This is a genomic window from Nostoc sp. (assembly GCF_036917235.1).
In the GTDB taxonomy this organism is placed as follows: Bacteria; Cyanobacteriota; Cyanobacteriia; order Cyanobacteriales; family Nostocaceae; genus Nostoc.
Genome location: NZ_JBALDU010000072.1, coordinates 1 through 7,309, shown reverse-complemented (window position 1 = coordinate 7,309; position 7,309 = coordinate 1). Strand labels below are relative to the sequence as shown.

6 protein-coding genes and 1 pseudogene are annotated in these 7,309 nt (G+C 40.1%); 5 read left to right on the top strand and 2 right to left on the bottom strand.

Going from position 1 to position 7,309, the window contains the following annotated elements; all coding sequences use genetic code 11:
* Nucleotides 1-469 precede the first annotated feature (469 nt).
* The 3 genes from V7K44_RS20965 to V7K44_RS20955 all read left to right on the top strand — a co-directional run bounded on the left by V7K44_RS20965 (nucleotide 470) and on the right by V7K44_RS20955 (nucleotide 2,302).
* Nucleotides 470-1,378, top strand: coding sequence for a hypothetical protein (locus V7K44_RS20965; RefSeq protein ID WP_334933959.1), 909 nt, complete (start codon nucleotides 470-472; stop codon nucleotides 1,376-1,378).
* Nucleotides 1,379-1,523: 145 nt separating this feature from the next.
* Entirely contained in the window at nucleotides 1,524-1,766 is a 243-nt protein-coding gene (locus V7K44_RS20960) for a DUF4915 domain-containing protein (RefSeq protein WP_334933961.1), read from the top strand.
* Nucleotides 1,767-2,122: 356 nt separating this feature from the next.
* Nucleotides 2,123-2,302: a hypothetical protein gene (locus tag V7K44_RS20955; protein WP_334933957.1), complete on the top strand. Its 180-nt coding sequence runs from the start codon at nucleotides 2,123-2,125 to the stop codon at nucleotides 2,300-2,302.
* 20 nt (nucleotides 2,303-2,322) lie between these two features.
* Here the strand turns inward: V7K44_RS20955 and V7K44_RS20950 are convergent, their stop codons facing one another.
* The gene (locus tag V7K44_RS20950) at nucleotides 2,323-3,615 is read right to left on the bottom strand and encodes a dicarboxylate/amino acid:cation symporter (protein WP_334933955.1); all 1,293 of its coding nucleotides are present in this window, start codon (nucleotides 3,613-3,615) and stop codon (nucleotides 2,323-2,325) included.
* A gap of 193 nt (nucleotides 3,616-3,808) precedes the next feature.
* Between V7K44_RS20950 and V7K44_RS20945 the strand changes: the two genes are divergently transcribed.
* Nucleotides 3,809-6,439, top strand: coding sequence for a DNA polymerase III subunit alpha (locus tag V7K44_RS20945; RefSeq protein WP_334933953.1), 2,631 nt, complete (start codon nucleotides 3,809-3,811; stop codon nucleotides 6,437-6,439).
* Nucleotides 6,440-6,849: 410 nt separating this feature from the next.
* Here V7K44_RS20945 and V7K44_RS20940 read toward each other — a convergent pair whose 3' ends face one another.
* Nucleotides 6,850-7,005, bottom strand: a complete 156-nt coding sequence (locus V7K44_RS20940) for a hypothetical protein (RefSeq protein ID WP_334933951.1) — start codon at nucleotides 7,003-7,005, stop codon at nucleotides 6,850-6,852.
* 37 nt (nucleotides 7,006-7,042) lie between these two features.
* Between V7K44_RS20940 and V7K44_RS20935 the strand changes: the two are divergent.
* Nucleotides 7,043-7,216 (top strand): annotated as a pseudogene (locus tag V7K44_RS20935) (IS200/IS605 family transposase); the annotation flags it as partial.
* Nucleotides 7,217-7,309 lie beyond the last annotated feature (93 nt).

Here is a 7,309-nt window from a genome sequence, read left to right as displayed (position 1 = left end):
GTTAAAGCTGTTCGCCAACGACATCGACGTAACGCTGCAAGGTCGCTTGACATTTGGGCTTCTGCCTTAACTTGACACCAATGGCATCTTGCCCATCCCAGTTTTTTTGTCGATATGCAGAATACGCCCAAGTAAATTTTAGTTATCTAGAAGGTTATCTATCTTTAGACAGATGTTCAGGGTGATTTAGGTTTTAGATTATACACTATATGTTCTTATGTTACAAATCCATCTATTCTTTTAAAAGAACTCCGACAATACTCTGGTAAATTTCTGAAATAAAGAACCACTGACTACGAACTGTATCAAGAGCGCTTGCTCAGAACTGCTGATGAAACGGATGTTGCTGGCGTATTGCGTTATATCAAGGGTTTGCTAAATCTGCGTAATATAACTTTACAAGGTGTTCTAATTTCCATATATCTCGGCCGATCCACTATTAGGCTATTCTGAATCATCCAAATAGACCTTGAATATCCAAATGTTTAAAATCTGTCTAGCTGTTGCTACTTTTTTACCTTTTATTTTCTTTCCTCTTTACTCACAATTCCCGCATTCACCACTAACTTCTATCAACGTTGCTTTTCTTTTTCTTGGAACTGCTCATGTTGCAACTACTGGATATTTTTATTGGTGCAGAGAATTTAGAGAAAATATTATAGTTAAGAATAAGATGAGATACATATTCTTACCTATTCTGCTGTTTCTGATAGCAGGATTTATTTATGCTTACTCACCGGATTTTTTAAAGATATATCTGCTGCTGTTCTATTGGGTTTGGCAATCTTATCATTACGGGCGCCAAAATATTGGTGTGTATAGCTTCTGGGTTAAACGACCTCTAAAAAAACTGGAAAGACAGTGTATCACAATAGGAACATTAGCAGGTACATTTGCCGCATTGAAGATAACAGGTTATGCGATCGCTCCTATTTTCTTACATCAATTAATTGATATGATGTATCATTTTGGACTGTTTCTTGCTGTTAGCGCTTTTTTTCTATCAGCTTGGACAATCTTCAAAGGTGCGAATCCTTTTCTTTTTGTTATGTCACTCTTTTTTGTTCCGGCTTTTCTTTCAAACAATATTGCCATAAGTTTTTTTACTTATGCGATCGCACATGGTTTGCAGTACATCGTATTTATGGGGGCGATCGCACTTGGGGATAGTAAGAAAGCACTGATTCCTTTCAGTATATATATGATTCTTGGTGGGGGGATTTTATATAGTAGCCAGTGGGCTGGTGATTCTGTGTGGATACAGTTCTTTGCTGGTGGAGTACTTGGTTTGACAATGGCTCATTTTGTTGTAGACGCCCATGCATGGCGTTTGTCAATGCCAGTGCAGAGAGAATTTGTGTTGAAGAGACTAACTTAATTCTCTTTCTGTTTTTTTGATTTTTTATGCCATACTCGTTCAAGTTTTATGGATACTTCAAGCTTAAATTTTTCTTCTCAGGAGTGTGCGTTATTAATTGGTTCGTAGTCAAATGTATAACCTAATACGGTTAAGTTAAGTATTTATTTTTTCTCTTTTTGTCCTTCGCTACCTATCAAGTCGGCAGGAAAAACTCTGGCTGCTCAACTCAGGCACAGAAGAGTTTAGCTTTGCCGATTTAAAGCGGGGAGTGTTTGAATCAGTCGTCTTTTGTCCGGGATATCTGCGCGGTTGTGCATTCTATGGCAACTTTGCAGTAGTGGGAATTTCCCAACCCAGGCATAACAAGACATTTAGCGGCTTGGCTTTGGAGACTTCCAAGAAATAAATGTTGTCTAATGGCGATCGGGTTTCGCAGCGACGAAATTCGGCGGGTGGTAACGCTGGAATGAAAAGCAATTCAATCAAAATTTATGTCTAATTCCGGCTTTGTAACAGTTTGCCTTAAGCGAACCTTATTATGTACGCCCCTAGCAATGTCTTTGAAGCAAGAATTTCGTGAAAAGTCATAATATTTCACAGGATAATACAATTCTCAGTATTAAAGCGGAAACAACATAAATTCACTTGCTGAAATTCCGCAATTGCCACCAGGACAATCACAAAAACGCAGGGTAGCCTTTAACTAGAAAAACAGTATCAGGCAATTGCTAGACAAAACTTTTATATTATTTTGTTGTTCTTATGACTCCAAAACACACCAAAATTAAATTTCCTATTTGGCAGTATCTGAACCAGCCCTTATTTAGTAGCGATACTAAATTAATATTGAATCCCCAACGCTTTGTACTGATCTGGCGTCTGCAACTTTTAGAACGTTGCTGGACTAAAGAATGTGACGCCAAAGGGCCTCAACAGCATTAGATATCTGAAAAGCTGGCAAACTAAGCCTCGTTCTGTGGACGAGGCTTTTTGCCGTCAAGTAAAGCACTGACAGTCATATCTCCCATAACATTAATCGCGGTGCGGCAGCGATCCAAAAACCAGTCTACAGTAACTAGCAAAGCGATGTACTGGGTAGGTAAACCGACAGAAGTGAACACCAGTGTCATCGTTACCAGTCCAGCATTGGGAATATTTGCCGCACCTACAGATGCAAAAATCGAGGTAAGGATGACAACTAACTGCTGTGTCAGACTTAGATGTTGTCCAATTAGTTGGGAAATATATAACGCAGACATTGCTTCATAGAGGGCAGTACCATCATTATTAAAATTTGCCCCGACTAATGCCCCCAAGGCAGCAGAAGATTCCCTTAAACCGACTTTTGTTTGCAAAACCTCAAAGGTTATGGGCATTGCTGCCGCAGAGGAAGAAGTTGAGAAAGCTGTCAAAAAGGCATCAGAACCACCAGCGAGGAATTTTAGCGGGTGTACCCAAGAACCAAATTTTACTCTGATCAGGTAGTAGCACGCTTGCAATACCAGTGCTAACAATACGGCGATGATAAATGCACCCAAAGATTTAAACGGGGCAAAGCCCTGCATTGCAATAGTTTTAGCTACAATCCCAAAGACTGCGAACGGCACTAAGGCAATTACCCAGTTGAGGATGCGGACTACTGCTTCAAATAAAATTCCGATGACATCCTCTATCGGCTGGAATCCATTCTTCCCTTGGGCGATTTGTTCAGATTTTAATCCCCGCAGGACAATGCCAAAACTCAGGGCAATCACAATCAGCTGGATGACATTATTATCCACCAATGGCTTGAGGACAGCTTCTGGTACAGCATCTTTGAGTATTCCCCAAGGATCGAGACTCTGAGTAGTTACTGCCGTAGTTGTTGAGGTGTTTACATTGCCCCAAGTCCCCGGACGCAGTACATTCGCTACGAACAGTCCCACCAAAATAGCTACGGTAGTGTTGGTTAAAAGTAACACTGCCAGCCGCCGCCCGGCTGTACCAGGGATATTGGTTGTCATCAAAGTATGCAGCACTGCTACCAGAATCAGGGGTGTAGCCAAGGCGCGGAGAGCCTTTAGCACCAATTCAGCTGGAATTGCTAAATTGTTGATTAAGGTGGCATTGCTGGGATTGGGATTCCCCGCACCAAGGGTAATTCCGACGCTGACTGCTGCTACTAAGGCGATGAGAATTTGCAACGTGAGAGGGATACGCTGCCACCAAGGGCTAGCTTTGGTTTCAGGCGAAGTAGTTCTCTCTGTTTCACTCATTGGCTAGATACTGGTTAACTGCTGTAACTATTAAAACAACACTAATGATAGTGATAATTCCCGAAAAAGAACAGCTTTAATTTTGGTTAAAAACTGTTACTCTAAGATTCCGTTGCTTTGTAAAATCTAGCTCGAAAGGGTATACCACAAGGTAGGCCCCTGGAGGTATCTGGGCTTGTGGTTGGAGATGCTTATGTCCTTTGTTCCTTTACATATTCACAGTGACTACAGTCTACTTGATGGGGCAAGTCAGCTACCAGAGTTGGTGGATCGAGCGATCGCACTGGGGATGAAAGCGATCGCTCTTACCGATCATGGTGTCATGTATGGAGCCGTTGAACTGATTAAAATCTGCCGTAGTCAAAATATTAAGCCGATTATTGGCAATGAAATGTATATTATTAACGGCGATATTGAGAAACAAGAACGCCGCCCCAAATATCATCAAGTAGTTTTAGCTAAAAATACCAAAGGTTACAAAAATTTAGTCAAATTAACTACAATTTCTCATCTTCAAGGTGTTCAAGGCAAAGGAATTTTTTCACGTCCTTGTATTAATAAAGATTTACTAAAACAATACCATGAAGGCTTGATTGTCACTAGTGCTTGCTTGGGTGGAGAAGTCCCCCAAGCCATTCTCAGTAATAGACCAGATGCCGCCCGGAAAGTTGCCCAATGGTATAAAGAGGTATTTGGTGATGATTATTATCTAGAAATTCAAGATCATGGCTCACAAGAAGACCGAATTGTAAATGTTGAAATTGTCAAAATTGCTAGGGAACTAGGAATTAAAATTATTGCGACTAATGATTCACATTTTATTTCTTGTTTTGACGTTGAAGCCCACGACGCTTTGCTATGTATTCAAACTGGCAAATTAATTATTGAAGATAAGCGGATGCGTTATAGCGGCACAGAGTATCTCAAATCTGGTGAGGAGATGCGGCAGCTATTTCGTGACCATTTACCGGATGATGTGATTGTAGAAGCTGTAGCCACTACTGAAGAAGTCGCCGATAAAGTTGAGCCTTACCATATTATGGGTGAGCCTCAAATTCCTACACCTCCCATTCCTTCGGGTCATACTGCTGACACTTATGCCGAAGATGTTGCGTGGAGTGGACTTTTAGAACGCTTAAATCGCAAATCTCGTCAAGAAGTCGATTCCGTCTATAAAGAAAGATTGGAATACGAACTGAAAATGATTCAGCAGATGGGTTTTTCCAAATACTTTTTAGTTGTATGGGACTACATCAAATTTGCTAGAGATAATAATATTCCTGTGGGACCAGGCCGGGGTTCTGCGGCTGGTTCATTAGTTGCTTATGCAATGCGAATTACTAATATTGACCCTGTTCATCATGGGTTACTATTCGAGCGTTTCTTGAACCCAGAACGTAAATCGATGCCTGATATTGATACGGATTTCTGTATTGAACAACGGGATAAAGTTATTGAATATGTAACTGAGAAATATGGTGCAGATAGAGTTGCCCAAATTATTACTTTTAACCGTCTAACTTCTAAAGCAGTTTTAAAAGATGTCGCCAGAGTGTTGAATATTCCCTATGGGGAAGCTGACAAAATGGCGAAAATGATTCCTGTGGTGCGCGGGAAACCAACGAAACTCAAGGTGATGGTTTCCGATAAAACTCCAGAACCAGAGTTTAAAGAAAAATATGATAAAGAACCCCATGTTCGCCATTGGCTTGATATGGCGATGCGAATTGAAGGAACTAACAAAACTTTTGGTGTTCATGCAGCAGGTGTGGTAATTTCTGCCGATCCACTTGATGAAATTGTGCCGTTACAGAAGAATAATGACGGTTCTGTGATTACCCAGTATTTCATGGAAGACCTGGAATCAATGGGTTTGTTGAAAATGGATTTTCTAGGTTTACGGAACCTAACGCTAATTCAAAAAACTGTAGATTTGATTCAAGAAACGAGAGGATATCGGGTTGATCCCGATGAAATTCCTCGCGATGAAAGAAAAGCCCAAAAGATATTAGCTAAAGGTGAACATAGCAGTTTACCTAAAGATGTACAAAAAACTTATGAATTATTAGAAGCAGGTGAGTTAGAAGGGATATTTCAATTAGAATCTTCTGGAATGCGTCAGATCGTGCGAGATTTGAAGCCTTCTAATATAGAAGATATTTCTTCTATTTTGGCACTTTATCGACCCGGCCCATTAGATGCAGGATTAATTCCTAAATTTATTAACCGCAAACATGGTCGAGAAAAAATTGATTATCAACACCAAATTCTAGAACCAATATTAGACGAAACTTATGGAATTATGGTCTATCAAGAGCAAATCATGAAAATTGCTCAAGATATGGCTGGATATTCATTAGGACAAGCTGACTTGCTGCGTCGGGCGATGGGTAAAAAGAAAGTTTCTGAGATGCAAAAGCAGCGAGAAAAATTCGTTGATGGCGCAGCTAAAAATGGCGTTCAGAAAAAAGTTGCGGATGAGTTATTTGAGCAAATGTTGAAGTTTGCGGAATATTGTTTAAGCTATGATACGGAAATATTAACAGTAGAATATGGATTGTTGCCAATTGGGGAAATTGTAGAAAAACGCATTGAATGTACTGTGTACAGCGTTGATAATAATGGAAATATTTACACGCAACCTGTAGCACAGTGGCACGATCGCGGACAACAAGAGGTGTTTGAATATTGTTTGGAAGATGGTTCAATAATTCGGGCAACAAAAGACCATAAATTTATGACTATTGATGGTCAAATGTTGCCAATTGATGAAATATTTGAACGCGAATTGGACTTGATGCAGGTTGAGGGTTTGCCAGATTGAGAGGAGGGGCAGTGAGAATTGACCATTCTCCGCTTGCTATATGAATGAGAGTTAACAAGACTTTTATACTGGCATTAGGAACTTCCAAATAAAAAATATCCAATTAACTCTTGTGGGGTGGAAACCGCGTAAAATTAAAGAAGATGCGCCAATCATACTAGGGTTTGATGGGTTTTAGTCGAGGGTAATACTCCTTGAGAGTCGCTTCGTAAAAGAGTTATCATACTATCCCGCTAACCAAATTCATTTGTTTACCAACCAGACCGCCAGACCGCCAGACCGCCAGACCGCCAGACCGCCAGACCGCCAGACCGCCAGGGAATAGAATTCCCTGTCTAATAATGCTAGTCCTCTAGAAGAGGACTAGAAAAAACTTGGTTTAATTGTTCACTATTTTCACATAGTCGTCTTCAGACGACTTTAGCTTTCAGACAGGGAATTTCATTCCCTGGCTGTCTGCCTTGGTGAACTGGCTGGCTGATTTTCTGGCTGATTCCTGCTTCCCTGGCTGCCTGGTTGACGGACACTGCTAATATGATAATTTTTTCCAGCAATATGGGAAACATAAATGTATGTAAATAAATACAAAATTTAAAAAATATTATGTCTCTGTGGCGACTTTATTATCATATTGTTTGGGCAACAAAAGAACGCCAACCTCTAATTACCTCCGATAAAGAAACTGAGCTTTATAATTACATCATTGATAAATCCAATAGTTTAAATTGTAGACTCCATGCCATTGGAGGGATTGAAGACCACATACATTTAGTAGTACAGCACTTGCGTCTATTATGAGGTACACTAGATTAAAATATAAATCCTTTTAAATGAAGTCCTACTCTGTCGATCTTCGAGAAAAAATAGTTG